Source organism: Pelagicoccus sp. SDUM812003 (assembly GCF_031127815.1).
Lineage (GTDB): Bacteria > Verrucomicrobiota > Verrucomicrobiia > Opitutales > Opitutaceae > Pelagicoccus.
Genome location: NZ_JARXHY010000001.1, coordinates 289270 through 314338, shown reverse-complemented (window position 1 = coordinate 314338; position 25069 = coordinate 289270). Strand labels below are relative to the sequence as shown.

General features: G+C 59.2%; 24 protein-coding genes. 12 read left to right on the top strand and 12 right to left on the bottom strand.

Annotated features, from left to right (window positions below; genetic code table 11):
- The first annotated feature begins 186 nt into the window (after positions 1-186).
- A complete protein-coding gene (locus QEH54_RS01200; RefSeq protein ID WP_309016784.1) occupies positions 187-657 on the top strand; it encodes a prepilin-type N-terminal cleavage/methylation domain-containing protein in 471 nt (156 codons plus the stop codon).
- A 21-nt stretch (positions 658-678) separates the two neighbouring features.
- Here QEH54_RS01200 and folK read toward each other — a convergent pair whose 3' ends face one another.
- From folK to QEH54_RS01160, 8 genes are all read right to left on the bottom strand, one after another.
- Positions 679-1512 (bottom strand): 2-amino-4-hydroxy-6-hydroxymethyldihydropteridine diphosphokinase, encoded by an 834-nt coding sequence (gene folK / locus QEH54_RS01195; protein WP_309016783.1) that lies wholly within the window; start codon positions 1510-1512, stop codon positions 679-681.
- Positions 1505-1882: a dihydroneopterin aldolase gene (gene folB / locus QEH54_RS01190; protein WP_309016782.1), complete on the bottom strand. Its 378-nt coding sequence runs from the start codon at positions 1880-1882 to the stop codon at positions 1505-1507. The genes folK and folB overlap by 8 nt, the downstream gene beginning before the upstream one ends.
- Positions 1875-2732 (bottom strand): dihydropteroate synthase, encoded by an 858-nt coding sequence (gene folP, locus QEH54_RS01185; protein ID WP_309016781.1) that lies wholly within the window; start codon positions 2730-2732, stop codon positions 1875-1877. Before folP ends, folB begins: the two co-directional genes overlap by 8 nt.
- Positions 2732-3568, bottom strand: a complete 837-nt coding sequence (locus QEH54_RS01180) for an aminotransferase class IV (protein WP_309016780.1) — start codon at positions 3566-3568, stop codon at positions 2732-2734. Before QEH54_RS01180 ends, folP begins: the two co-directional genes overlap by 1 nt.
- A complete protein-coding gene (pabB, locus tag QEH54_RS01175; protein WP_309016779.1) occupies positions 3561-4925 on the bottom strand; it encodes an aminodeoxychorismate synthase component I in 1365 nt (454 codons plus the stop codon). Before pabB ends, QEH54_RS01180 begins: the two co-directional genes overlap by 8 nt.
- Positions 4919-5566 carry an aminodeoxychorismate/anthranilate synthase component II gene (locus QEH54_RS01170; RefSeq protein WP_309016778.1) on the bottom strand — a complete coding sequence of 216 codons (648 nt, stop codon included), beginning with the start codon at positions 5564-5566 and terminating at the stop codon, positions 4919-4921. The genes pabB and QEH54_RS01170 overlap by 7 nt, the downstream gene beginning before the upstream one ends.
- A complete protein-coding gene (locus QEH54_RS01165; RefSeq protein ID WP_309016777.1) occupies positions 5493-6038 on the bottom strand; it encodes an NUDIX domain-containing protein in 546 nt (181 codons plus the stop codon). Before QEH54_RS01165 ends, QEH54_RS01170 begins: the two co-directional genes overlap by 74 nt.
- Positions 6039-6163: 125 nt before the next feature.
- Complete coding sequence (locus tag QEH54_RS01160) at positions 6164-6862, bottom strand: YggS family pyridoxal phosphate-dependent enzyme (RefSeq protein WP_309017007.1); 699 nt, start codon at positions 6860-6862, stop codon at positions 6164-6166.
- Between the two features lie 71 nt (positions 6863-6933).
- Here QEH54_RS01160 and QEH54_RS01155 point away from each other — a divergent pair, with 71 nt between their 5' ends.
- Positions 6934-7824, top strand: coding sequence for a LysR family transcriptional regulator (locus tag QEH54_RS01155; RefSeq protein ID WP_309016776.1), 891 nt, complete (start codon positions 6934-6936; stop codon positions 7822-7824).
- Positions 7825-8203: 379 nt separating this feature from the next.
- Here QEH54_RS01155 and metH read toward each other — a convergent pair whose 3' ends face one another.
- Positions 8204-11929, bottom strand: a complete 3726-nt coding sequence (gene metH, locus QEH54_RS01150) for a methionine synthase (RefSeq protein WP_309016775.1) — start codon at positions 11927-11929, stop codon at positions 8204-8206.
- A gap of 203 nt (positions 11930-12132) precedes the next feature.
- Between metH and QEH54_RS01145 the strand changes: the two genes are divergently transcribed.
- The 10 genes from QEH54_RS01145 to QEH54_RS01100 all read left to right on the top strand — a co-directional run bounded on the left by QEH54_RS01145 (position 12133) and on the right by QEH54_RS01100 (position 22397).
- Positions 12133-13059, top strand: coding sequence for a protein-glutamate O-methyltransferase CheR (locus tag QEH54_RS01145; RefSeq protein WP_309016774.1), 927 nt, complete (start codon positions 12133-12135; stop codon positions 13057-13059).
- Between the two features lie 197 nt (positions 13060-13256).
- The gene (locus QEH54_RS01140) at positions 13257-14936 is read left to right on the top strand and encodes a HAMP domain-containing sensor histidine kinase (protein ID WP_309016773.1); all 1680 of its coding nucleotides are present in this window, start codon (positions 13257-13259) and stop codon (positions 14934-14936) included.
- 71 nt (positions 14937-15007) lie between these two features.
- A complete protein-coding gene (locus QEH54_RS01135; RefSeq protein WP_309016772.1) occupies positions 15008-16276 on the top strand; it encodes an HD domain-containing phosphohydrolase in 1269 nt (422 codons plus the stop codon).
- Between the two features lie 294 nt (positions 16277-16570).
- On the top strand, positions 16571-17074 hold the full coding sequence (locus QEH54_RS01130) for a chemotaxis protein CheW (RefSeq protein WP_309016771.1): 504 nt from the start codon (positions 16571-16573) through the stop codon (positions 17072-17074).
- A 139-nt stretch (positions 17075-17213) separates the two neighbouring features.
- The gene (locus QEH54_RS01125; protein ID WP_309016770.1) at positions 17214-17735 is read left to right on the top strand and encodes a chemotaxis protein CheD; all 522 of its coding nucleotides are present in this window, start codon (positions 17214-17216) and stop codon (positions 17733-17735) included.
- Positions 17732-18574, top strand: coding sequence for an HDOD domain-containing protein (locus QEH54_RS01120; protein WP_309016769.1), 843 nt, complete (start codon positions 17732-17734; stop codon positions 18572-18574). The genes QEH54_RS01125 and QEH54_RS01120 overlap by 4 nt, the downstream gene beginning before the upstream one ends.
- Before the next feature lie 148 nt (positions 18575-18722).
- Entirely contained in the window at positions 18723-19244 is a 522-nt protein-coding gene (locus QEH54_RS01115; protein ID WP_309016768.1) for a hypothetical protein, read from the top strand.
- Position 19245: 1 nt separating this feature from the next.
- The gene (locus QEH54_RS01110) at positions 19246-19929 is read left to right on the top strand and encodes a response regulator (RefSeq protein ID WP_309016767.1); all 684 of its coding nucleotides are present in this window, start codon (positions 19246-19248) and stop codon (positions 19927-19929) included.
- A gap of 145 nt (positions 19930-20074) precedes the next feature.
- Positions 20075-20443, top strand: a complete 369-nt coding sequence (locus QEH54_RS01105; protein WP_309016766.1) for a response regulator — start codon at positions 20075-20077, stop codon at positions 20441-20443.
- Positions 20444-20615: 172 nt separating this feature from the next.
- Positions 20616-22397 (top strand): SpoIIE family protein phosphatase, encoded by a 1782-nt coding sequence (locus QEH54_RS01100; RefSeq protein ID WP_309016765.1) that lies wholly within the window; start codon positions 20616-20618, stop codon positions 22395-22397.
- 99 nt (positions 22398-22496) lie between these two features.
- On the opposite strand, the gene QEH54_RS01095 is transcribed toward QEH54_RS01100, so the two are convergent.
- Genes QEH54_RS01095 through QEH54_RS01085 form a run of 3 tightly spaced genes read right to left on the bottom strand, consistent with a single transcriptional unit; the run spans position 22497 to position 25055 of the window.
- Entirely contained in the window at positions 22497-22886 is a 390-nt protein-coding gene (locus tag QEH54_RS01095) for a hypothetical protein (protein WP_309016764.1), read from the bottom strand.
- A gap of 20 nt (positions 22887-22906) precedes the next feature.
- Positions 22907-24172: a tetratricopeptide repeat protein gene (locus QEH54_RS01090; RefSeq protein ID WP_309016763.1), complete on the bottom strand. Its 1266-nt coding sequence runs from the start codon at positions 24170-24172 to the stop codon at positions 22907-22909.
- 1 nt (position 24173) lies between these two features.
- Complete coding sequence (locus QEH54_RS01085; RefSeq protein ID WP_309016762.1) at positions 24174-25055, bottom strand: hypothetical protein; 882 nt, start codon at positions 25053-25055, stop codon at positions 24174-24176.
- Positions 25056-25069 lie beyond the last annotated feature (14 nt).

Sequence of the window (25069 nt, the reverse complement as noted above, 5' to 3'; positions counted from 1 at the left end):
AAACGCGACCGCCCCGCAGGCCGCGGTGAGTAGTCTAGCTCACCTCCCGGCGCGAAACTTCGGTTTTCATAGGTTTTTGAAGACTTTCTCCTTCGCTCCCCTAGCAATCGCGCCGGTATCTATGGGATACTATATCTATTATTCCATCTATAACCTTATACCTAACAATATCTAACTCCTATTAACATGAATGTGAAACGAAGTTCCGCCAAAGGCTTCACGCTCATAGAGATTATGATCGTCGTCGCCATCATCGGCGTACTCGCTTTCATCGCCATACCTGCTTTCCAGAAATACCTTCGCAACGCGCGAGCCGCCACCTTCAGTTCCGACGTGCGCACCCTTGCCCATGCTGGAGCTCAGTATCTGCTCGAGTCAGGCTGGTACGTGAATAATACCGATTCGGGCACATTCCCCCCAGAACTCGAAGGCTATTTCTCCGAAAGAAAGTTCAACCTCGGCACCTCCCTCGGAGGCGTATGGGACTTCGAACAATTCGGCCTGGGAGACTTCTCCTCCGCGGTCGGAGTGCACGGTCCATCTCATGGCGATGATGTTTTCGTACTCGTAGATCAAGCGATCGACGATGGCAACCTGTCCACTGGACTCTTCCAGAAACTGGCCGCTGACCGCTACTACTACGTTATCGAAGACTAGACAGTCACCGGATTAGCGAAATCAAAACTGCCCGGTTCGCAGCAGCACGAGCGTGCAAGCCTCCTGCGCTTCGATACCCTCCGCCCTCAAGCGTTTCTGCGCGAGGGCGTTTTCCGTTCCTGGATTGAAGATGACGCGGCGTGGGTGGCGCGACACGATCTCGTCCACTACGCCCTCCACTCGACCCGAGCCGATGTAGAGGGTCACCGTATCCACATCCTCATCACACTCCTGCAAGCTGCGCCCGCCCGCGACGCCTAGGATCTCGGCCCCGGTAGGCGAAACTGGAAAAACGCGATACCCGCTTTCCATCAGCAGGCGCTGGGCACGATTGGCATATCGATCCTCCTTCGGGCTCGCCCCGATCACCGCCACGCACTGGGGCACGCGCTCGACCGCCTGATCCTCGACCTTCGCCAGCAGGCTTGCGACCGGCTGACCTGCAACCTCCGCACCAGGGGCCAGATCCGTCAATGGCCTTAGGGCGAAGGCTCGCTCGCCCAAGCGTGGATGCGGAATCTGCAGCCCTTTGCGATCCACCTCCTCGGCCCCATAGAGCAGGATGTCGATATCCAGCGTTCGAGGCCCCCACCGTTCGACGCGTTCGCGCTTCAAGGCCTTCTCCACCGCAAGGCAAAGCTCCAGCAAGGACTCGGGGGGGCGCGTCGTTTTCACCCTAGCCACCGCGTTGATAAACCAGCCCTGGTCCGTCTTGCCGATCGGAGCGGTACGATAGAGCGGCGACAACTCCAAATCGTGGATACACTCGTCCTGCTCGAGCAAGCGAGCCGCTTTGCGGATATTTCCGAAGCGATCGCCAAGATTGGACCCCAAGCCTAGAAAAGCCTCAATCATCGCGCTCCCTGAAGATCGTCACCCCCACCGACTCGAACTTTCCCTCGATCGGGGCCTCGGGCTTCTTGACCGTGACCGAAACCGTCACTGCCAAATCGAAATACTTCAAGATCTCCTCCGCAAGCTGCTCCGCATAACTCTCGATCAAATCGCAGCGGGCCTCGTCCATCAATTGCTCGGCCAAGGCGAAGACGTCCGCGTAGTTCACGGTTTTCGACAACAGATCGCTCCGACCTGCCGGCCTGAGATCCAAGCCCAGCTCCACATCGACATAAAAGGTCTGACCCTGCCGCTTCTCCTCCTCGAGTACGCCGATGTAGCCGTAAAGCTCCATGCTCTTGAGAAATATCTTGTCCAGCGCCCTAGCCATCGAGTTGCCCTCCTCGATATATGAGATCCGCCAGCAAGGATGCACGCAAATTCTCCGCGACGTCATGCACGCGAAAAACGTCAACCCCCGCCGCGATGCCTGCCACCGTGGTCGCAACCGTCGCCGGCAAACGACTTTCCACTGGCAGACCAAGCGGCATCGCGGTGATGCGCTTGCGAGACGTCCCCAGCAACAGCGGAAACCCGAAGGCTCCCAGTTCCGCCAAGCCTCGCATGATCTCCAGATCCTCCTGTCTCGTAGTGCCAAAGCCAATACCGGGATCCAAGACGATCGCCTCCTCCCGCACTCCTGCCTTCAAGGCGATTTCGACAGAGGTGGCCCAGCTGCGTTTGACCTTTTCCAGGATCGACCCGCCCTCGCCGCCTCCGCGGCCATTGCGCATGAGCGCCACGCCCGTCCCGCATTGAGCCGCCACCGAGGCTATTTCCACATCGCTCTGAAATCCCCAGACATCGTTCACGATTCTCGCTCCCGCTTCAATCGCCGCGGCGGCCACCGGGGCCTTCGAGGTGTCGATCGAAAGGATCGCGCTCGGGTCCCGCTGCAACACCGCTTGGATTACCGGGACCACTCGCCGAATCTCCTCCTTCTCCGAAACGGGCTCAAACCCTGGACGCGTGGACTCTCCCCCCACATCCACCATCGCCGCGCCCTGCTCCAGCAGCCGCAACGCCTGACGAGTGGCCGGCTCCACCGCATCGTAGCGACCGCCATCCGAGAAACTGTCGGGCGTCACATTGAGAATTCCCATCATGAGGGAGCGGTCGCCGAGCATGAGCGACGTTTCGCCAAGGCGCCATTCCCTCGATCTGTCTCCATCAGCCGCCATCAGTCGCTCTTCACGCTTTCCTCTTCGAGTTGGCGATAAAGCGGCAACAGCCGATCCACCATCGAGCGAGACTCGAAGATCGCCTCCCTCCCGTCCAAAGAGCGGAATCGAGCAGCCGGCCGCGGACCCTTGCCCGAGCTGGTCAAAAACGCTTCCTGCGCCGACAGCAAGTCCTCCACCGAAAACCTCCCTTGCTTCACCTCGACTCCAATCGAGCGAGCCAGATCCATGATCTTCGACCGAACGATGCCATCCAGAAGCCCGCAGTCGATCGATGGCGTATTCAAAACTCCATCACGTACGAAAAACAGATTCGCTACGGCGCACTCGGTCAGCTGATTCAGCTCGTTGGTGAAAACGCATTCCGTGTAGCCCTCCTGTCGAGCGTGGGCCAACTGCAGCACCGACTCCATGTAGTTGAGCGATTTGTGTCGGCTGGTGAACGCCTTGGATGCCTTCGCCACCGGCGATTGCAGCAGCTTGGCCTCCTCCGGTCCATCCCCGTCCTCCACACTCCGGACGAACATGGCCAGACAGGGCCCCTCCAACTCATCCCAAACGACGATCTTAAAAACGCCATCGCTGGCCTCGTTTCGCAAAAAGAGCTCCCTGGCAATCTCGCGCAATGCGGCAGAGTCGATCACGATCTCCAAACCGGCAGCTTTCACGCCCCGATGGAGCCGTTCGCAATGCTCCGCGAAAAAGCAGGGCTGCCCAGCGACAAATTTCATGGTTTCGAACACGCCATAGCCAAAGGCGAACCCACGCCCCCTCAGGTCTTGCGTCACCGCGGAGCCATCCAGCCACTCTCCGTCCTTGTAGAAAATATCAAGCATGCTCGCCTCCGATCGCCTTTATCATAGCTTTCGCCTTCAACAACGTTTCTTCGTATTCACTTTCCGGATCGCTATCCCAAACAATTCCCCCGCCAACTTGAAAGCTTAAACGTCCCTCGCTCACGCGAATGGTACGAATCGCGATGTTCAAGTCAGCGTTTCCGGAGGCAGCCAAATAACCGATCGATCCAGTGTAGACGCCACGCTCCCCACGCTCCAGATCCTCGATCACCTGCATGGATCGGATCTTCGGAGCTCCGGTGATGGAGCCGCCCGGAAACATCGCCCGCACGCAGTCCATGACCCCGAGCCCCGGCTCCAATTCGCCCACCACATCGGCCGTCTGGTGCAGTACCGTAGCGTAGCGCTCTATGCTGAACAGCCGCTCCACGCGAACCGAACCAGGCCGACAAACCCTCCCCAGATCGTTTCGCTCCAGATCGACGATCATCAAAAGCTCCGAACGATCCTTTTCCGAGCAGGACAGATCCCGCTCGTACGCCAAGGTCTCCTCCTCGCAATCTCCTCGCGGTCGCGTGCCCTTGATCGGTCGGGTTTGCGCCACACCGTCTTCGACATGCAGAAATCGCTCGGGCGATGAGGATACGATCTGCTCGTCTCCAAAATCCAGATACGCTCCATAAGGAGCTGGACTGGCGACAGCCAAGCGGAGAAACAGGTCAGCTGAACTTCCAGCGCAGGTCGCTTCGAAGCGCTGGGATAGGTTTACCTGATAAACCTCCCCCTCAAGGATCAGCTCCCGAACCCGGTCCACCGCGCCGCAAAAGTCACCCTTCTCGAAATTGCTGCTCAAGCTGGACGTCGCTTCGAAAGCCTCCAAGCTCGGAGCCCCAGATCCGCAGACTCTATGCGCGATCCGCAGCAGATCATCATCCGGTCGATCGTCCAAACAGGTCATCCACACGCGCCGTTCCCGATGGTCGAACACCAGAGCGCCTCGATACAAGTGGAAGCGAGCCAGATCCATCTCATCCGAACCTCGGCCCAAGGAGTCAGGCTCCAGCGCCCGACCGGAATCGTAGGCGAAATAGCCGATCAACCCTCCGTAAAACGGCAGGCTTCCGGCCCCCATTCGCTCAATCTCCAGCCCCTCAAGCATCCGGCGGCACACCTCGAAGGGGTTCCCGTCGATCCGAGTCTCCGAGGTCCCGACCTGGACCCACGCGAAATCGCGTCTGCAGCGAATCCGCTTTTGCGGCAAGGCCGCAAGAATCGAATAGCGACCCAGCCCGTAGGCCTGAAGTCCGCTATGCAGCAGGACTACGCCCTCGAAATCGGACACCTTGGCGAAGGCTGAAAGCGGATCGCAGGAAACCTCAAGCTGGCGCTCTAACATGCCCGCCTCCCCAAGGCGTTTCCCAAAAGCTCCATGCCTTGCTCAGTCAAATAGGCTTCGGGATGAAATTGAACTCCAAAAACTGGATACGTGTGGTGCGACAGCCCCATAATCTCGCCTTCCTCCGAGCGGGCGCTCACCTTCAGGCAGTCCGGCAAACTCGCTTCTTGCACGATCAACGAATGGTAGCGCGTCACCCTAAGCGGATTTTTCAGCCCCTGAAACAGCCCGGCGCCATCGTGATGAACAAGACGCGTCTTGCCATGCATGGGCTCGCCAGCCTTTACGATACGGGCTCCGAAGAAGCAAGCGATGGTTTGCATGCCGAGGCAAACGCCGAGAATCGGAACCTGCTGGTGAAACGCTTCGATGATTTGCAGACAGCTTCCCGTAGACTCAGGCCCGCCAGGACCCGGAGAGAGCACGATCAGATCGGGCCGCAGCGCTCGAGCCGAATCCACGGAAACGGCATCGTTTCTAACGACCTCGACTCGCTCTCCGAGCGCTCGTATGTATTGAAACAGGTTATACGTGAACGAGTCGTAGTTATCCACCAACAGAATCATGCTACCCCCGTATCCACTCTTCTTCGACAAGCAGCTCAGGCCGATTTCCCGCAGCCGGGCAAGCCCTGAGAGCATGCAGGCCTCCTCGCTCTTCGCATAACACGCGATCAAGCAGTATGGATCGATCCAAGGCAGGCATATCGATCCCGCTTAGATCGCATTTCTCGAAGAAGGAAAAGCTGCCCTCCTCGATCGCGTTCGGCAGACGAGACAGAGGCTTCTTCACCTGAAAGATGAACATCAGCCAATGTCCGCTGCCTTCGTATTCGCGCTCCGCCAGCACGCAACGCAAGGCGAGGTCGCTCTCGAGCAGATCGACACCGACCTCTTCCTTCGCTTCTCGAATGGCGCATTCGTAGGGCGACTCGCCCAAGGACATTTCCAGCTTTCCTCCCACCGCGCACCACAGTCCCTGGTTGGGTCGACGGGCGCGGCGAATGAGCAGCAAGCGCCCGCTGGCGTCCTGAAAATAGAGCAGCACGCCGATCCGATAGGAGCGCTCGCTCATTTCAGATGCTGGCTGCTCGATGTTACGATTTGAGGACACGCGGCAAATCGTGGGCAAGGGTGGCAAGGCGACAATGCTTTTCTAGACGCATTTTGAAGGCCAACCCTCACCGTCATCGCTCCAAGACACTCCATGTATCGGCTTTCCTAGGACGCTCCCTCGGGTCAATAGGTTCGCTCTCCAAAAAGAGCGGTCCCCACCCGCACCATGGTGCTTCCTTCGAGAATGGCCTCCTCAAGATCCCCGCTCATACCCATCGACAGTTCGGATAGAGGCAACCCGGACCTGAGACTCAAACGATCGCGACATTCGCGCAAGTTCGCGAAGGTCCGCCGAGCGACGTCGCTCTGCTCGGACAACGGAGCGATGGTCATCAACCCTTCCAGGCTCAGGCTTTCGCAGCTCAGAATGACGTCCAAAAGCGCATCCGCCTCCTCGAGCTCCACGCCCGACTTCGCCGGGTCGCGGCCCGCGTTGACCTGCATCAGCACGCGCAGCGTCCTTCCCGCCTCGCGAGCGTAGCGGTCGAGCGCCTTGGCGATCTTCGCTCGATCGACGGTCTGCACGCGGGAGAAGGATTCCGCCACTCGTTTTGCTTTGTTGCTCTGCAGCGGACCTATCAGTTCCCATTGCAGACAAGGGTCGGCGTCGCCCATCTTTCCCAGCGCCTCCTGCACGCGATTTTCCCCGACCGATTTGCACGCAGCCCTCCAGGCGTATACCGCTGCGTCCGCAGGGTGATTCTTCGTCACCGGCAGCAAAGTCACCTCGCTGGCAGAGCGATTCGCCTTGCCGCAGGCGTCCTCGATATGGTCCATCACCACACTGAAATTCGCGCGAAATTGTTCGTAGGTAATCTGCATTAACAATTCTACTATTTTGTTATTGATTTGATAAGTCCTAATTATAAGGTTTCGTCCCTAAATAAGGCCTCATGCAAATCGATAACTTCAAAATTTTCGCCGACCTAGTCGAAACCAAAAGTTTTTCAAAGGCAGCCCGCCTCAACGGCGTCACCCAATCTGCTGTCAGTCAGCAGGCTAGGTCGATGGAGAAGCACTTCAACACCCTGCTCATAGACCGCAGCCAGAAGCAGTTTCAACTCACGCGCGAGGGCGAACGGGTATATCAGTCCGCCAAGGAGATCCTTCATGGCTACGAAAAGCTAATGAGCGAGCTCATGGAAATGCGAAAGGTGATCTCCGGCACCATCCGTATTTCCACGATCTACAGCATCGGCCTGCACGAGCTGCCCCCCTACATCAAGTCCTTCCTCACCGCCTTTCCCTCCGTAAACGTTCGCGTGGAGTACCGCCGTTCGAATCTGGTGTACGAGGACATCCTCCACAATTCGGTGGACTTCGGGCTAGTCGCCTTTCCGCAGAAGAACCGGCAGATAGAGATCATCCCCTTCCGAAACGACCGCTTGGTGATCATCTGCCACCCGGAAAACCCCTTGGTGCAGGAGCAGCATATCGAGCTGGCGTCTCTGGCCAACCACAAGTTCATCAGCTTCGATCCCGACATTCCGACCCGCAAGGCCGTGGACCAGATTTTCAAGGATCAGAAGATCGACATCGAGCCGGTCATGGAATTCGACAACATCGAAACCGTGAAGCGCGCCGTAGAGATCGACGCCGGCATCGCTCTGGTCCCTCTTGCCACCGTCGCCCAAGAGGTCAAGCAAGGCACATTGGCCACGATTCCACTGGAGGGCGACGCCTTCGACCGTCCGCTCGGCATCCTGCACCGCAAAGGCCGCGTGCTCACGCCCGCCATGAAAAAGTTCGTGAAGATCCTCAGCGGCGAGGAGATCAGCGTCTAAAACAAAGCCATTTTCCCTCCTCCCCATAAGGGCGTCGCTTTCCTCGGAAGGCGGCGTCCTTTCGTTTCCGCTCCTCGCTTTGGCCAAGCGGGCACGACTCGCCGGAGGCGCAAACGAGTCGGGGCCGACGATAACCCCTAACGCCGGCCCCGGATTGTCTGCTTCTGCGCAATCGCAGTAGCGTCACTCCCTCAATCCCTGTAAACAGGGACGGACCTCCAACCAGCATCGGGTATGCCAAACGACGGGGATTCCCCGATTAGTTTGGCTTCGCGGAGCGTTTACAGCTTGACGCGGCGAATTTGCCTCATCCTGCGGACGGGGGACGCTCAAATTCAAGCGCCCGGATTTCGGCCAGGGCGCCCTTGCGCAAAAACATTCACTTGTAGCCCAAATTCGGCATCAGCCACTTCTCCGCGACGTCCACGGAAATGCCTTTGCGCCGGGCGTAGTCCTCCAATTGGTCGCGCTCGATCTTACCGACGTTGAAGTAGCGGGATCGAGGGTGACCGAAATAGAGGCCCGAGACCGAACTGCCAGGATACATGGCGTAGCTCTCGGTCAATTGGATTCCGGTGTGCTCGCGGGCGTCCAGCAAAGCCCAGAGCAAATCCTTCTCCGTGTGGTCCGGACAGGCGGGATAGCCCGCAGCGGGGCGGATGCCGCGATACTTCTCCGCGATGAGATCCTCCACCGACAGTTCCTCCTGCAAGCCGTAACCCCACTGCTCGCGAATCTTCTTGTGAACGAACTCCGCCAAAGCCTCCGCGAAACGATCTCCCAGGGCCTGGACCAAAATCGCGCTGTAGTCATCGCCGACCGTCTTGAAGGTTCGGGCGAAATCCTCCACTTCATGGCCGGCGGTGACCGCGAAACCGCCGACGTAATCCATCCTGCCGGAGGATCTCGGGGCCACGAAATCCGCCAAGCTGTAGTAGGTCTCGTCGTTCACCTTGCTCTTCTGCTGCCGCAGGAAGTGCAAGCGGGCCATCTCCTCCGCTCCCTGCTCGTCCGCGTAGAGAACCACGTCGTCCCCCTCGGCTTGAGCCGGCCAGAAGGCGGTGACCCCGCGAAGACGAAAGCGCTCTTCCGCGATGATGCGCTTGAGCAGGGCTTGAGCATCGTCGAACAACTCCGTGGCTTGCTGGCCGTATTTCTCGCTGCTGAGAATCGCCGGATAAACGCCCTTGAGTTCCCAGGTCCAGAAGAAGGGCGACCAGTCGATGTAGCTCGATACCTCCTCCAGCGAAAAGTCGTCCCAAATCTTGAGCCCTAGTTCGCTCGGCTTGGCGATCTGCGCCGCCTCCCAATCGGTGGCAAATCCCTTGGAACGCGCCTCTTCGATAGTGAGCGAAGGAGCGGACGCTCGGTTGCCCGAGGCGTGGCGCTGACGCAAAGCCTCCTGAGATGTATCCAACTCCTGGATAAACGCGTCGCGCTTATCGTCGTTGGTCAGATCGTTGCAGACGCCTACGACAAGGGAAGCGTCCGCCACGTGGACCACCGGGGGATCGTAGTGCTGGGCGATTTTGATAGCCGTATGGGCCTTGCTCGTGGTAGCGCCGCCGATGAGCAAGGGAACCGTAAATCCTTGGCGCTTCATTTCCGAAGCCACATGAATCATCTCGTCGAGCGAAGGAGTGATCAAGCCGCTCAGGCCGACCAGGTCCGCCTCGACTTCGCGAGCCGTATCTAAAATCTTGTTACACGGAATCATCACCCCGAGATCGATCACCTCGTAGTTGTTGCAGCTCAGCACCACGCCCACGATGTTCTTGCCGATGTCGTGCACATCGCCTTTCACCGTGGCGAGCACCACCTTGCCACGACTCGACCCCTTTGCCGACTGCTTCTCCGCCTCCATGTAAGGCGTCAGGTAGGCGACAGCCTTTTTCATCACGCGGGCGGACTTGACCACTTGGGGCAAAAACATTTTTCCCGCTCCGAAAAGCTCGCCCACGATCTTCATCCCGTCCATGAGCGGGCCTTCGATCACGTCGAGCGGCCGATCGAGCTTTTGGCGGGCCTCTTCGACGTCGGCGTCCACGTAATCGGTAATGCCCTTGACCAAGGCGTGAGAAAGACGCTCCTCTACGGTGCCGCTTCGCCAAGCGTCGACCGCCTTTTCGACCTCCTTGGAGCCCTGGGCCTTCACCTTTTCCGCTAGGTCGATCAAGCGTTCGGTCGCTTCCGGCCCGCGGTTGAGCAACACATCCTCCACCGCCTGCTTGAGCTCCGGCTCGATCTCATCGTACACCGCCAGCATGCCGGCGTTCACGATGCCCATGTCCATCCCGGCCTCGATGGCGTGGTAGAGAAAGGCCGCGTGCATCGCTTCGCGCACAGGGTTGTTTCCGCGGAAGGAGAATGAAATATTGGATACGCCGCCGCTTATGCGAGCGTGAGGACAGATGGCTTTGATCTCGCGGGTGGCCTCGATGAAATCGACCGCGTAGTTGTTGTGCTCCTCGATGCCGGTGCCAACGGTGAGGATGTTGGGATCGAAGATGATGTCCTCCGGCGGAAAGTTCAATTTCTCGACGAGGAGATCGTACGCTCGTTTGCAGATGCGCACCTTGTCCTCGCGAGTGGCGGCTTGCCCCTTTTCGTCGAACGCCATCACGATAACCGCCGCTCCGTATCGACGAACCAATGACGCGGTTTCGAGAAACTTCTGCTCGCCCTCCTTCAGGCTGATGGAGTTCACCACGCACTTGCCCTGAACGCATTTCAGACCGGTCTCGATCACCGACCATTTCGAGGAGTCGATCATGATCGGCACTCGGGCGATATCCGGCTCGGACTGGATCAGGTTGAGGAAGTGCGTCATGCAGGCCTCGCTATCGAGCAAGCCTTCATCGAAGTTCACATCGATGATGTTCGCCCCGTTTTCCACCTGCTGGCGGGCTACCGAAAGGGCCTCCTCGAAGCGCTCCTCCTTGATCAGCTTGCGGAAGCGAGGCGAACCCGTGACGTTGGTTCGCTCCCCCACCATCACGAAGGGAGCCTTTTCGCCTTTGACCTCGTACGGTTCCAGTCCGGAAAGACGCAGCGCCGGCTCGATCTGGGGACGCTTGCGGGCCGGGTACTCGCGGGCCTTTTCCACGATTTTGCCAATGTGTTCCGGAGTGGTGCCGCAGCAGCCGCCAAGGATGTTGACGAAACCGCTTTGCACGAACTCCTCCAAGAAGCGTGACGTGTCTTCGGGCAGCTCGTCGTAGCCGGTTTCGCTGAGCGGGTTGGGCAAGCCCGCGTTCGGATAGCAGCTGACGTAGCAGTCCGCGCTCGCCGCCAGGGCCTCGATGTAGGGCCGCATGTCGCGAGCTCCCAGAGCGCAATTGATGCCCACGCTCAACGGCCGGGCATGGGAAACGGAATTCCAGAACGCTTCGATGGTCTGGCCCGAAAGGGTGCGTCCCGATGCGTCGGTGATGGTGACGCTGAGCATCACCGGCATGCGCTCCCCGCGCTCGATGAAGAATTCCTCCAGAGCGAAAATGCAGGCCTTCAGGTTGAGCGTGTCGAAGGTGGTTTCCGGCAGGAAAAGATCCACGCCTCCCTCCGCAAGGGCTCGGATCTGCTCCAGATACGCCTCCTTGAGCTGATCGAAGGTCACGGCGCGATACTCCGGCCGATTCACGTCGGGCGAAAGCGAAGCGGTCCGGTTGGTCGGCCCGATCGCGCCCGCGACGAAGCACTCCCTGCCGGGAGTCTCGTCCATGATCTCCTGGGCTACCGACTTCGCCAGTCGCGCCGCTTCCCGATTCAGGTCCCGAACGCTCCCTTCCAACTTGTAGTCGGCCTGGGCGATGGTGGTGGCGCTGAAGGTATTGGTTTCGACGATGTCGGCCCCTGCCTCGAAAAAGGCCCGATGAATGGAGCGGATGATGTCCGGGCGAGTGAGGGTGAGCAGCTCGTTGTTTCCCTTCAGATCCACCTCGTGATCCTCGAAATGACCTTTGCGAAAGTCCTCCTCCTGCAGCTTGTAGCGCTGGATCATGGTCCCCATCGCTCCGTCGAGAAACAGGAGACGCTCGTCGAGCAGCTCGCGCAAGCGGGCGTAAGTCTTGGATTCAGGCAGGTGGATGGAGGTGGCTGCGTTCATGGCTAGTTGAAAACGGCCAACCATGTGCGATGACGGCAGCGAATCAAGGTCCGAGTCAACGTGAACCAAATTCGGATACCGCGCTCGAATGGGCGAACCGAGTCTCGCGAAAAACCTCGGAGCAAAGCGATCTGAAGGCTCAAGTTTACCCGCGTTTGAGCGATTTAGTAGCAGACCGATAAGTACCGCTACTCAAAGACCGAATGAGCTTCAGCCCTTTTAAGCAAAAGCAAGCTGGCTACGATGCCAATCCACGCCAGGCCGCGCCATCGACCGTCCCGCCGACGAGTCCGTTCACCCGCAACAAGCTGACCGACAAGGACTACCAGTTCATTCGCGAACTTATTTACAAGGAGACGCGCATCAACCTCGGCGACAGCAAGCGCGAGCTGGTCAGCGCCCGCCTCGGCAAGCGCCTGCGGGCCTTGGGCATGTCCAGCTACAGCGACTACTGCCGTTCGCTGCAAAACGATCCCCAAAGCGGCGAACTCTACCACCTGATCGACGCCATCTCGACCAATCACACCTTCTTTTTCCGGGAGGTGAACCACTTCAATTTTCTCAACCAGACCATTCTGCCGGAATTCGCTTCGAACAAGCTGGGGGCCTCCAGCAACCTTCGCATCTGGAGCTGCGCCTGCTCGACGGGCGAGGAGCCTTACTCCGTGGGCATCGCCTTGTCCGAATTCTTCGAATCGCGCCGTGATATCAACTGGAAGATCGAGTGCAGCGACATCTCCACCCGCGTGCTCGATTTCGCATCCAAAGGCATCTACGACAAGGAACGCCTCAAGAACGTCTGCCCGGAATGGCTGCGCAGATACTTTCAGAAGGGCGAACGGCAGATGGACGGCTATTTCCGCGTGCGTCCGGAGCTGCACAGCCGCATCAATTTCCAACGCATCAACCTGTTCGCACCCTCCTACCCGTGGACGGAGAAGTTCCAAGTCATCTTCTGCCGCAACGTTATGATCTACTTCGACCGCCAAACCCAGCAGGAGCTGGTAGGGCGGCTCGCTCAGCACCTGGTTCCCGGCGGCTACCTGCTCATCGGTCATGCCGAAAGCCTGGCCGGAGTGAAGCACCCGTACCTTTCCATCAAGCCGGCCATCTACCAGCTGCCGCGCTAGAAAAACGGCGATCTCAAGATCTCGAGCGGCCGGCGCCCGGAGAATCCGACTCCGCCCCCTCCCCCCAGGCATCGCTCGGCACGCTCGGCACGCTCGGCACGCTCGTAAAAATCCGCTGAAAATCGACAGGGCTGCAGAAAGCCGGGTTGCGTCGGCTTCCGGCGTGGCTAACTCTTGGCGGTTCGGACACGACACCCTTGAATCCCAACACGCAGCCACCCACCTTGACCGCCACCGACCTGACCGACGCCATCCGCGAGCTCACTGGATCAAACGTAGATCTGCTCGCGAACCCAGGCCCCGGCATTTCCTATCTTATCGAACTGCCCTCGCGGCGGCTCCGTTTCATGGAGCGCGAGAGCGACTCCTTCCCGAACGCCTTCTACAACCTGGCCGATAGCTGCTCGAGCTGGGAACAGCTGGTGGCCGATTCCGATCGCGATCGCTTTCTCCAATCCCTCAAAACCGAGCCGATCGAGCCCCAGATCAGCTATCAGCTGATCGCCAACCGACGCGGGGCCCTGATGCCAGTGGTCGACTATCGCCAGCTGCTGCGCGACCCGATCGGCCGACCCGTGGGCATTCTGGGCAGACTGGTGGACGACTCCTTCCGCAGCATGGCCATGGACGCCCTCTTCCGCCGCTCCTGGAAGGAAATCGCCGCTACCATGACGCGCCGCTACCTGCACGACTTCAACAACACCATCGCCGGCATCTACTCTCTGAGCGAGCTCTACGCGGAGCCTGGGTCGGAAGCCCAATCGATGGTCGAGGCCATGGTGCACATCCGCGACAACTCCATTCGGGCTCAGGACATCACGAAAAAGGTGCGGCTGCTCACCACTCTTGAAAACGGCCAGCCCGACTTCCTCGACCTCGCTTCCCTGCTCCGAGAGCAGGAGGAGTACATCCAAGCCCTGCTGCCCAAAGGCGCCGGGCAGAGCTATCAGATTCAGGCGGGAGACTATCCAGCGCGCCTCGATCCCAACCAGTTTCGACAAGTCATCCTGCATCTCGCTGGCAACGCGAGCGACGCGGCGGGCGAGGCCATCGCCCTGCAGCTGAGCCTTCGAAAGTCCGTTTCCGACGCCGGCGAGGTCGCCATCCTGGAAATCTCAGACAACGGACCGGGCTTCAAAACGGGCGAACTGGAGACCGCGTTGGAGCCGTTCTACTCCACCAAAAACGACGAGAAGCATCCCGGCCTCGGACTGAGCGTCGCGAAGTCATTCGCAGAAAGCCTCAACGGGACGCTGCGCATCGAAAACAGATCTCCCGGAGCCTGCGTGACGCTTTCCCTCCCGCTATACTCGCTCGAACGCCAACGCCAGAGCACCGCCAACCCGGCCGCGAAGCCCGCCTCCAGCGCCGCTCAACGCTACCCTGCGCCCGCTCCGATTCAACCAGCGACACCCTCGCCTCAGACAGCCGAAAAGGCAGTGGCGGTTACGCCAGCGGCAGTAGCTGGCGCCGGGAAAAGCGCTTCTTCCGCCAAGAAAACCGCTGATTCGCCCACCCGAGAACTGCTCGTCTACTCCTGGGAAGACCTCTCCCGCCACCCTCTGCTGGTAGCTATGAAGAAAGCCGGCTGGAGCGCCCATCCCCACCTCAGCCCAGGCGAACTGCTGATCGATCTGCTACAGCGGGCCGACCAGATCGACGGCGTGCTGGTGTTTAAAAGTCCGCTCGACGAACGAGTGGACCCCTTGCTCTCCGAACTCGGCCACAGCCGCGAAGCGCCAAAAATCGCCCTCGTCACCCTTGGCGAGTCCGAAGAGCTGCTGCCCGAGTCCATCAAGCGAAGCTGCGGCCTGATCCTCGCAGGAGCCTCAAAACCGAGCCAATCGCTAAACAAGCTCGCCAAATTCCTAAGCTGACCTAACTTGCGCACCTATCCGCCCTCGAGCGCCAAGCCGCCACCTCCCGAACGTTCCTTTTTTCCCTCTAAATGAAGATCTCCGAGCCGAGAGCCCGCAACATCCTGGTACTGGACGACGACGACATCGTGCTGCTGGCCATGAAGGAGACCCTGGAACGCGAGTCCTTTCAGGTGTCCGCCTTCACCAATCCGCACGACGCCCTGCGCGCGCTCTCCGAAAACCGCTTTTCGGTCATCATCTCCGACCACCGCATGCCGGAAATGACCGGCTTGGAGTTTCTCGATCGTTGCAAGGAAATCCAGCCCAACGCCTCGCGCATCCTCATCACGGGCGTGCTGACGCTGAACACCGTGGTGGAAGCGGTCAATCGCGGGGAGATCTTCCGCTTCCTGGCCAAGCCATGGATCCGCGAAGAGCTCATCGCCACGGTGGAAAACGCCGTGCAGCGCTACTCCCTGGTGGAGGCCAACGAAAAGCTGCAGGCGGATACGCTGGATCTCAACGAGAAGCTAGTCGCCACCAACGCTTCTCTAGAAGAGAAGATCCGTCAGCTGCAGGAGCAGACCCAGATGCTCGACGAGGCCAACCACGCTCTGGAGAAAAACTTTCGCCACTCCCTGGAAATCTGCTTCCGCCTCATAGAAGCCTTCCACCCCATTCTCGGGCAGCAGACCAAGTCGGTGGTGGCCATCTGCGCCGAAGTCGCCAAATCGCCTCTGCTCGAGCCCAAGGATCAGGAGGTGCTTCGCGTCGCCTCCTGGCTCTACAATCTCGGGCGTATCGGCCTGCCGCGCGATCTCGTCTCCCGCAACCTTCAAGATCCGCAAAGCATCACCGAGACCGAGCAGACGCTGCTGCGCCACTATCCAGTCTATGGCCAGACCTTGGCCAATTTCGTGGAAAATCTCGACGAGGTGGGCCTCGCCATCCGCTACCATCGCGAGCGCTTCGACGGTCAAGGCTTTCCCGACCAGCTCAGCCGCGAGAGCATTCCAGTGCCTGCCCGCCACCTCGCCGTGGCAGTCGGATTCGTGGAGTGCAACCTGCCGCGCGACGAAGCTCTGGAGTTCATCATCCGCGAATCCGGTCGGGCCTACCACCCGGAAGCGGTCCGACTCTTCATGAAGAGCTCGAACCTCACGAACCTGCCCAAGAAGGTGCGCGAGATCACCCTCGCCGAACTCGAACCAGGCATGGTGTTGGCCAAAGGCATCTACAGCCCCTCGGGTTTGCTGCTCATCCCGGAAGAAAAACGGCTCACCGGAGGCATCATCGGCAAGATCAAGGAGCACGATTTCGCCAACCCCATCACCCAGCGCTTGATGGTCTTTCGCTAAGCGCTCCGGCGCCCTTGCGAATACCTTGTAAAAGAGCGGCCGCCCTGAAGGGATCGGAGCCGCTTCTTCTCGCACGCCCAAGGCGTTTTTCGACTCGGACCTAGGGACAACTCCCCGGTTTTAAACATTTCGCCCTCACATTGGAGGGCGAATATAAAAAGCCTGCTCCAATCCTGCCTCGAACGTGGCCCGATTCGCGGCCGTTGCCCGCTGACTTTATCCTTAAGGAATGCCCGGGCGGAGCCGATTTAGCACCTAATCTAAAGCCATTTACTCAATACCGAGGAGAAAACTATGAGCAACCTCACTTTTGACGACAAGACCTCCCATACGACATTCTCATCTGGAAAATTTCTCACCTTCACCCTGGCCGAAGAGTGCTACGGCGTAGAGGTCCTCAAGATCCGCGAGATCATTCGCATGCAGAAGATCACCCCGGTGCCTCAGATGCCTGAGCACGTGAAGGGCGTCATCAACCTGCGCGGCAAGGTCATTCCGGTCGTCGATCTACGCATCAAGTTCAATTTGCCTGTCGCCGAAGCGACCGAGCGCACCTGCATCATCGTGGTCGACGTGTACGGAGGCCAAGGGGTCAATCAGCTGCTTGGCCTAGTGGTCGACGCGGTGGAGGAAGTGCTCAACGTCTCCGACGCGGAAGTCGAGCCATCTCCGGACTTCGGCACGCGTCTCAGCACCGAATGCTGCCTCGGCATCGCCAAGATCAAGGACAGCGTGAAGACCTTGCTCGACATCGAAAAGGTCGTCTCGAGCGAGCTCGAAAGCGGCCTCGGCTTCTAGGGCGCCCATGGCCCCGTTCTCGAGGGGAGTCGCACCAGCTCTCCTCACCTAAAAGACCCGTTTTCACGCAGCTATTCCAGTCGTCACGCATAGCTCGGCCACACACGAAACCATCTAGCCCCTGACCAAAATTGACTAAATGAGCGGCGCTCCAACCCTACCTTCCTTATTTCAGCAAAGAGTCGTCGTCGGCGTTGGAGACTTGGCGGTTTCGAACAATGGCAACGTCAATCTCAGCACCTTTGCCCTCGGATCCTGCGTAGGCGTCATCGTCTACGACAAGGACGCCAAAGTCGGCGGTCTCATCCACATCATGCTGCCGGACTCCACCTTGTCCCCTGACAAAGCCCAAAAACAACCCGCCATGTTCGCGGATACGGGCCTCCCCCTCATGTTTCGAAACCTCTGCGGACTTCGAGCCGAGCGCCGCCGCATGAGAGCGTTCGTGGCAGGCGGAGCCTCGGTCATCTCCGGTTCGGACATGTTCAAGATTGGCGAACGCAACATCATGGCCGTCAAAAAGCTCATAAACGCGCTCGGAATCCAAGTCGTCAGAGCGGATGTCGGCGGGGTGAACAACCGCACCGTGCACCTCAACGTCGGCACTGGCGAAGTCTCCATGAAGACCCCGCTGGGAACCTCTAAATTCAGCCTAGCATGACTGTAGAAGACCTTATCAAAAACACCGAGACGCTGCCCCCGGCTCCGGAAGTCCTGCCGAAGTTGGTGAAGATCATGAACGATCCGGACACCGATTCCAGCGACATCGTACAATTGATCGCCACCGATTCCGCCATCACCGCCGGCGTGCTCAAGCTGAGCAACTCGGGCGCCTACTCGCCCGCCACCCCGGTCACCGATCTCAACGAAGCGGTCGCTCTGCTCGGCATCAAGGAGATCTACCGCATCGTAAACCTGGTCTCCAGCGGCGAATACCTCGACGGGGCCCTGCCGAGCATGGACATCGGGAAGGGCAGCCTCTGGCAGCACAGTCTCGCGGTGGCCCTCATCATGGACCAAATCGCCAAGAACGTCACCTCCATGGAAGGACTGCCCTACACTCTGGGCCTCCTGCACGACATCGGGAAGCTGGGGCTTCACCTCGGCTGCGGCGAACAGTACACCAACGTTTTTCAAAAGGTGGAAACCGAACGCATCAGCATCGACCAGGCCGAGGCGAGAACCTTCGGCTTCGATCACGCCACCGCCGGCTCCAAGATTCTCGAAAGCTGGGGATTTCCAGAGGAGGTCTACCTGCCGATCTACTACCAGTACCGCCCGATCGAAGCGCCGGAAGCGCATCGCCAACTCGCAGGAGCCTTGCACGTGGCGAACTGGGGAGCGGCCGTCATCGGCTGCAACGACGGACGCGACTCCTGGGCCCTCGACATGGTCGAAGGCGCCTTCCAGATCGAGCAGAGCGAGCTCGAAATGGCCATCCTCAACGCCCGCGAGGCGCTGGAAAAGGCCAAGAAAGCTCTCGCGGTCGGGGCCAACTAGCTCGAAAGCGCCCGACTCCCTAGCAGGTCGGAGCCATGAGCGCTTTCCTCTATGGAAAAGCGGAGCCGCATGAGCGTTTTCCGCTAAAGCCGCCCCCTGCCCGGACGATACTAGACCCAGCGAATACCCGAAACAGGTCACGTCCTTCATGCTCGACTACCAAAAGCTGCTGCAAGCCCGGCTCCCGGAAGCCCTCGAATCCGCCCTCGAATCCATCGACCGAGCCTTCGATCGGCCCGAACAGCTGCTGCAGGCCGACGTTTCCCTCTTCGAGGACCTCGGCCTCTGCGTCTTCGCCTACTTCAACCGGGACGACATTTTCTACCTGAACAAGGCCGGTCGCCAGACCCTGAAACTGAAGCTCCCCACCGTGGACAGCTCCAAGTCCGCTTCCACCCCACCCATCTTCTGGCTGGAAAACGAACTAGCCCTAGCCCAGGCCGACGCCTTGGTCACCCAAAAGGCGCTGCCCCTTTTCAACGTGCGCGAACTCGTCACACTCAGCTGGGGCAAGACCTGGTTCGAAGGAGCCAAGTTCCCCATCCGCAACGCGATGGGCCAGCCCCTCGCCATCCTCTTCGCCGGACGCGAACTCCCCCCTTCCAAGCAAATTCGCCAAGTGGCGAAACACTACGAATTAAGCCAACAAAAAGAATTTGGAGAGAACTAAGATGAAAAAGAACATCCTGCTCGTAGAAGACGATCCCGCCCTGCGCATGGTCATGCGCGAAGTCCTCAAGGACGAATTCGAAATCGAAGAGGCGGACAACGGCCTCGACGGGATCGACAAAGGCCTCAAACCGGAAAACGACCTGATCATCCTCGACTACCACCTGCCAAAGAAGGATGGACTGGAGGTGATCGAAGCGATCAAGAAACAGTTTCCGAACGTGCCAGTGATCGTGCTCTCCGGCTTCCTCAGCCCTAAGTCGGAGGCCCAGTTCAACGACCTCGGCGCCACGAAGATCTTCCCCAAGCCCTTCAACTACCGAAACCTTCTCGAGACCGTGCGCAGCCTGACCACGCGGGCCAACCAAGTCGAGCAAGCGCCAGCCTGCGCACCGGCCAGCATGGCCAGCCATCCGCCGCTTTCGGAGACCGAACGCCAGATGCTTACCGACAGCCTCAACGCCGTGGCCACCCTGGCCGAAAAAATCGAGTACCTGCAAAGCGTTTCCGAAAAGTACTGGATCGAGCCGGCCGACATCAGCTCCATGCGCGAGGCCATCCGCTGCATGGAAACCGAAGTGCAGCGCTTCTACGGAAAGATGAACAACTCCCTCTTCAACGCCGGAGAGTTCAGCTCCCCCCTGCTCACGAACATCAATCGCCCAAGCCTATCGGGCCAAAACTGATCCTTAGTAACAAAGCCGCTAAAGACCATAAAATCGTAAAAATAGGCCCACAGAAATCGCCCAGGCGGTCGATCTAGAGGATCAAGGCAAAGCAAACCCACTCAGTCTCTTATCTCAACCGCCGCAACGCTCTCAGTTCAGGACCATGAAAATTCTAATCGTAGACGACGATCCCGCCATCCGGCTCCTCCTCTTCACCGTGTTTGGCGAAGAACACGACGTATCCGTCCTTTGCGATGGACACAACGCCGTGTCCGTGCTCTCCGACCCGAACCACCAGTTCGACGTCGTCCTGCTCGACCTCAAGATGCCACGCCTCTCCGGCGAAATGGTCCTCGAGTTCCTGTCAGGTTGGCAGAACATCAAGACCAAGTTCATCATCATCTCCGGATTCCACGACGAAGCCCGCCACTTCAAGTATCCAAACTTGGTGGCCACGCTGGCCAAGCCTTTCAACATCAAGGAGCTGGTCCGAATCGTCGAGTCCGCCCACCAGCAGGCCGCCGCCCAGTAGGGCCTTTCGCCCGCCTTCGTCCCATCCCACTGCGGCGCGATCGATAGCGCCCACCATTTCAGTATCAGCGATCCGAATACCAATTCGGGTCGCTTTTTTGCATACAGTCCGAAAACTCCAAACAGGATTTGCCAATCCTGCGCCGCGTCCTACATTCCTAGCTAGACTCTGGATGAAATTTTCGGACTCCATACTCGAGGCCGCCCTGTCAAAGGTCAGCCTTACACTCGATGCCCTGTCCCAAAGCGAGCCGATTCAACTGACTCACGGCGAGATCGACAGCATGCTCGAGCACGCCTACAGCCTTGGCATTCGCGACGGCAAGCGAAGCGTGTTCGAAGAGGGCGACGACATGGCCGCTCAGCTGTTCCAGCAGCTGATGACCTCCCTGCCCGACCACGTGTATTTCAAGGACATGCAGAGCCGATTCATCTGCGTGAACCAGTCCATGGCCAACTACTACGGCTTCACCCCCAAGGAGATGGTAGGCAAATCGGACTTCAATCTCTTCGCTCCCGAAAGCGCCCAAGCCAAGTTCGAAGACGAGCAGAAGATCATCCGCACCGGTCGAGGCTGGAGCTTTCGCGAGGAATACTCCCAGGAGGAAAGCTCCGTCAAGAAATGGGTCATCTCCTCCAAGCTCCCCCTCTACGATCCCTCCGGCCGCATCTGCGGCACCTTCGGCCTCTCGCGCGACATCACCAAACAGAAGCTCGCCGAGATCCAGGTGCTTCGCCAGCAGCGCCTGATGGAAACCATCATCCAGATCCTTCCCTGCCGCCTCTTCCTGCGGGATCGCGAAGGACGCTACATCCTAGTCAACCAGGAATACCGCAACTGCGTCGGCATCGAAGAGGACTTTCCCATCGCCGGCAAACGCCTCTCCGACATCGTCGACGACCCCCGCACCGACCGAGTGCTGGCGGAAGATCTGCGCATCGTGGAAACCGGGGAATCCATCACCAACAAGCTGGAATACGACCAAAGCGTCATCTCCGGCAGCCGCTGGGTGCTCACCTCCAAAGTGCCCCTGCGCTCCGAATCCGGCGAAATCGAAGGCATCGTCGGCATGTCGCTCGATATCTCAGAGCAGAAAAAGGCCGAGGACATCGCCCGGCGGGCCAAGGAAGCGCTGCAGGTCAAGAACGAGCAGTACGAGGAGGAGCTGCTGGTGGCGCGTCAGCTCCAGGAGCAGCTCATGTCCATGGGCTTCGACGATCGCCACCGCTACTTTCAAGCCGGCCAAGGCTGGAGCTTCCAAGCGTCCTACCTCTACTCGCCCAGCCACCACCTGGCGGGCGACTTCTTCTATCTGCTCCCGATCGACGACAAGAACGTAGGCATCCTAGTCTGCGACGTGATGGGACATGGGGTCAAAGCCGCACTCGTCACCATGCTGATTCGCGGCCTGATGGCCGAAATCCCCAACATTCTCAGCCATCCCTCGAAGGTGCTCCAACACCTCAACGAAACGCTCATATCCCTCGCCGAGGACGAGGAGTTCCCTCGCTTCGTGACCGCAGCCTACATGGCGATCGACCTGGATAGCGGCAAAGCCACCATCGCCAACGGCGGACACCCCTGCCCGCTTATACGACGCCAAGGAAACGAGCGCGGCGGCTTCGAGGAATGCCCCTGCGACATCGTCGGACCCGCTCTGGGCCTGCTCGGCGGAGACCCATTCGGCGACACCGTCTTCGAGATCGACGGCGAGACGGAAATCTTTCTCTTCACCGACGGCATCATCGAACAGCTCACCAGCGACGGGAACGATTTCGGCAAGGCAGGCTTGGTTCATGCCTTGGAGAGCGCCACCAACTCGGAAGACTTCGAAAACCGACTGACCCAGGTGAAAAACGAGCTTTCCGACGCCCTCGGCGGCGCCCCCACCACCGACGACATCTGCGTGGTCGCCCTGAAAATCAGCCCCACACGCCACCTCCAGCCCGCCTGACGGCTGACCTAGCCAGCATGATTCAAGGGCGGAGCGGGACCCCAGAGCAACCTCGTTGCCAAAGAGACCACTGAGCATCCGCAAACCAGCCAAGCCAACCTACTTCGCGAAACGACCGTAGGCCTTGGCGATCTGCCCCGGCCCCACCTTGGAATAGGCTTCCTTCATCTTCGGAGGCAAGGTCGACTTGAGCAGCAGGCGCTCGTTTTCCCGATCCAGCATCATCAGCTTCATCAGCTTGTCGCGACACTCGCCTACCAGCGGGCCTAGCGACGAGGGAAACTCCTCCGGCTTCTCGTTGATGCGTTGCAGCAGCTCCAAGCCCTTGCCCAGTACCGGCAGAAACGATTCCTTGCGCTCGAGAAACTCCTTGTCCGGCGGAGCTCCCGTGCTTCGCATGATCTTCCCTTCCTCGATGAAGAGCTCATGCAGATCGGAACACAGACGAACGTGCTCCTGTAAAATCGCCTCGGCTTTATCGGCTTCCATATCGAATCGGGGGTCGGTTTCTACTCCGTCTTCAAAACCTGAAGACGCGCTAGAAGATCATCCTCCCAATTCAAGTGTTCAAGCCTCCATTGCGCCATCTGACGCAGAGAGCGAAGATTCTCCGTCAGCTCCACCTCGGCAATCGCTCCCGCTTCCGGATTGAGGATCTCCTCGTAGGCGAGCTTGGCCTTGTCCGGCAAGCCAAGTCGCTCGAAGCACAAGCCGATCTGATGGATCGCGGGCCACCGCCACGCCGGGCTGGAGTTGTAGCGCGCGAGCGCTTGATAGATCGTCAAGGCGCTGCGGAAGTCGCCCTTTTCATAAAATTCGTTCGCCAGTTCGTTTCCCGTGCGCTGCTTCCAATAGTTCGCATCCGCGTTGTAGGTGGAATCTGGATTCACTTGAGATTGCAAAATGGTCACCACCTCGCGCAACGCGTCCGGCTTGCGATTTAGCTTCTCGTACGAACTGGCCAGCAGGTAGCGCAGTTCCGGATTGTGCGGACTATCTGGATACTCGTCGAGAAACAGCTTCAGTTGCGACACCGCCTGCTGGTAGTTGCCCAATTCATACAACAGATAGCACATTCGATAGTGCACCCTCAGCCGCTGCACCGGCTTTAGCTCCAAGCGAAACAGGCTCTGGTAAAGTCGATACGCCTCCTGATTCTCCTCGCGCTCCTTGTGCGTCTCGGCGATGGCCATCTTGGCCTCCAACGATAGCTGACGGTACTTTTCCAGCTGGTCGAACGAAACGTTGAGCGCGGAGTTCAAAACCATGTAGTACTTGGAAATCGCCAGCTCCGGGGCGCCCATCTTCCGGTAGAGGTTGCCCACCTCCATGTATACCTCCGGCAAGCGACGACTATCGGGGAACTCGGTGGCCAAACGCTCGTAGACAGCGGCCGCTTTGGGGAACATGCCCGCCTCGTTGTAGAGCTGCCCCATCCTGGAGAGCACCACCTCCTTTTCGGGCACGTCGGTCGGTACGCCCAAGGCCGCAGAGAAGTACTCCTCCGCAAACTCCACGTCCCCACCTTTCCACTCGGTGATCGCCGCCTCCAGGTACTTCATCACCTGCTCCGAAGCCAGCTCCGGATCAAGCTCCCGCTTAGGCTCCACGATCACGATGCCTTCCTTCATGAAGGCATCCTCGATGGATATTTCCTCTTCTGCCGCAGGACCATGGCCTCCGCCATGAGCGGCTCCTCCACCGGAGGCGGGAAGCGAAAAAGTGAACGCGCTGGCTCCGAGGCTGACGACGACGAGATGGAAGATACGTTTCATGCTACTCCTTGATCAGCTTAGCTGAGCTCTTGGGGGTTTGATTGTTCGGCGTCGCGGGAGAGAAGGGAATCACCGCGTTCGTCTCCGTCATGCTGCCATCCGTTTCGAAAAAGATCAGCACCTCCTCAGGCCGCAACACCGTGGAACGCTGCTCCTCCAAATCGAAGCTTTCCACCGTCTCCTCCTCGACGATGCGGCGCGTGTCGATCTTTCCGGAAACCACGGTGTGAGGCTCCAGCTCGATCACCAGCTCCGAAAGCATCGAGGCATCGCCAAATGCGCCCTCTTCAAGCGGAGTCTCAACCAAATACGGAAAATACTCCTCGGAAGAGAAGCTGAACTCCGGCAAAGCGGGCGAAGGCGGGCGACGGTTTACCTCGTCCGCGTCGGAAAACCTCAATGCCTTGGGCGGTCCGAAAGCCAGGTAACCCTCAGCCTTGAAAGCCTTCTTGCCAAACGGGCTGTCGCCGATGAGCAGCATGCCAGCTCCATCCTTCACCCAGCGATGCACCCGCTGGGAAGGACTTTTCCGAGGTCCAGAAAAATGCTCGAGCTCCACCGTCTCTTCCACCTCTTCCTCCACTGCGGCCGGCTCCTCCCAAGTCGTTTCCGTCAGGTCAACTGGGTCTTCCGTCCCGGAAACAGCGACTTCCTCCTCCAAGACCTCCTCCCCATCCTCGATGTCGAATTCCATGGAGGGCGACGGGGCTCCATCCATGCCGAACTCGCCCTCGTAGACGAACGCCCGCGTGCGAGCCCTCAGGTGGCCATGCTCCAACGCGGAAGCGATCGCCCCCTGCAGCAGCAAGCCAGCCATCAAACCGACGCCCGCCAAACGAAGCTGGCCAGCGCGAGGATGGGATATGAGTCGTGGATCTTTCATCGCGGGAAAATTGC